The organism is Calothrix rhizosoleniae SC01, assembly GCF_900185595.1.
Taxonomy (GTDB): domain Bacteria; phylum Cyanobacteriota; class Cyanobacteriia; order Cyanobacteriales; family Nostocaceae; genus Calothrix_A; species Calothrix_A rhizosoleniae.
Genome location: NZ_FYBH01000056.1, coordinates 1 through 2017 on the forward strand (window position 1 = coordinate 1; position 2017 = coordinate 2017).

A 2017-nucleotide genomic window follows, 5' to 3' on the forward strand; every position below is an offset into this window, starting at 1 on the left:
GGTGGTGTCACCAGTGTCGCCTTTAGCCTGGACGGTAAAACCATTGCCTCCGCCAGTACGGACAACACGGTGAAGCTGTGGAATTTGAATGGGCAGGAATTAGCAACCCTTAAAGGTCATAGTGGTGATGTCATCAGTGTCGCCTTTAGCCCGGACGGTAAAACCATTGCCTCCGCCAGTGAGGACAACACCGTCAAGCTGTGGAATCTGGATTTAGATGACTTGATGGCAAAGGGTTGTGCTTGGGCTGGGGATTATCTGCGCCATAATCCCAATGTTAGGAAGAAGGATCGGCGGGTTTGCGATGGTATTGCAGTGAACAAGTAGTTGTTAAAATACTCAATGATTTCCCTTCATCATCAATAAAATCTTGATAAGCTATTTCTGACCTCAGTAAGTAGGTGGGTACAAATAAATATAATATGCTCCGTCATTACGAGGAACGAAGTAATCCCAGTCATTGCGATTGCTTCGTCGTTCCTCCTCGCAATGACATCTTACATTTAATCACGCCAACCTACTTAATATAAAAATGCAACAGAACTGAGGATAATTCCCCATCCAAAATCCACCTAGCAACATTTATCAAACAATAACAAAAGATGTCAGTAGGAATACGCTACGATTGGCAAATAGAAGAAATTCAGGCAATACATGATTTGCCATTGCTAGAGCTAGTTTATCAAGCTGCTAGCACCCATCGCCAATATCATAATCCCCAACAAATACAGGTTTGTAAGTTAATTTCCATTAAAACCGGTGCTTGTCCAGAAGATTGTAGCTACTGTGCCCAGTCTTCTCGCTACAAAACAGAAGTTAAACCCCAAGCACTCCTAGAAAAAGAAACTGTCTTAAATATTGCCCAGGAAGCCAAAGCCAGTGGTATCAGTCGTGTGTGTATGGGTGCTGCTTGGCGGGAAGTCAAAGACAATTCCCAATTTGATCGAGTCCTAGATATGGTCAAAGATGTGACTGATATGGGACTGGAAGTATGTTGCACCTTGGGTATGCTCACAGACTCTCAAGCAAAAAAATTAGAAGCTGCGGGACTTTATGCCTACAACCATAATTTAGATACTTCCCCAGAATACTACAGTACAATTATTACCACTAGAACCTATGGCGATCGCCTGAAAACTATTGATAATGTCAGGCAAACCAATGTGACTGTTTGTTCTGGAGGTATTCTCGGTTTGGGTGAAAGTGTGGAAGATAGGGTATCAATGTTGCATACCTTGGCGAATTTAAATCCCCATCCAGAATCCGTACCGATTAATATTCTTTCCCAAGTTGAAGGCACACCCCTAGAAAATCAGCCAGATGTGCCCATTTGGGATGTTGTGAGGATGATTGCTACTGCCAGAATGATTATGCCTAGTTCTGACGTGCGTTTAAGTGCCGGTAGAGCGAGATTATCCCAGGTTGAGCAAGCTTTTTGCTTTATGGCAGGGGCAAACTCCATTTTTTCCAGTGACGATGGCAAAATGTTAACCGTCACCACTCCATGTCCCGGTTATGACGCAGATAGAGAAATGTTGGATTTACTGGGATTGGAAATGCGTCCTCCCTTTCAACGCGGGGAAAAAGTTGCGACTCCATTGGTGGAAGTGAGGTAAGAGGGAAGGAGTGGAAGAGGGAAGGAGTGGAAGAGGGAAGGAGGGAAGGAGGGGAAGAGGGAAAGAGTGGAAGAGGGAAGGAGGGAAAGAGGGAAAGAAGGAAAGAGAGAACGATAAAAAATCTTAACTCCCAACCATCACTCCCTCACTCCCTCACTCCCTCACTCCCTCACTCCATCACTCCCTCACTCCCACACTCTCTCACTCCCACACTCTCTCACTCCCACACTCCTCACACCCGCCCCGAGAGGGCATTGTCTATCCTACAAGAACTTAATGGCGCGTAAGCCGAATAGTAAAACAACCGCAATACCAGTAAACGAAGCTAAGAAAACCAGGTAAGTAATTACGCCTAACATTTACGTTTCTCCACAATAGTTCATTATTTATATTGAATCATT

General features: G+C 44.5%; 3 protein-coding genes. 2 read left to right on the forward strand and 1 reads right to left on the reverse strand.

All coding sequences use genetic code 11. From position 1 onward, the window contains the following. A partial coding sequence (locus tag CALSC_RS03210) for a WD40 repeat domain-containing protein (RefSeq protein WP_200817547.1) occupies nt 1-327 on the forward strand: 327 nt, incomplete at its 5' end. Between the two features lie 275 nt (nt 328-602). Next, nucleotides 603-1616 (forward strand): biotin synthase BioB, encoded by a 1014-nt coding sequence (bioB, locus tag CALSC_RS03215; RefSeq protein ID WP_088239978.1) that lies wholly within the window; start codon nt 603-605, stop codon nt 1614-1616. Between the two features lie 263 nt (nt 1617-1879). Here the strand turns inward: bioB and petL are convergent, their stop codons facing one another. Further along, nucleotides 1880-1975, reverse strand: coding sequence for a cytochrome b6-f complex subunit PetL (gene petL, locus CALSC_RS03220; RefSeq protein ID WP_143288135.1), 96 nt, complete (start codon nt 1973-1975; stop codon nt 1880-1882). Between the last annotated feature and the right edge of the window lie 42 nt (nt 1976-2017).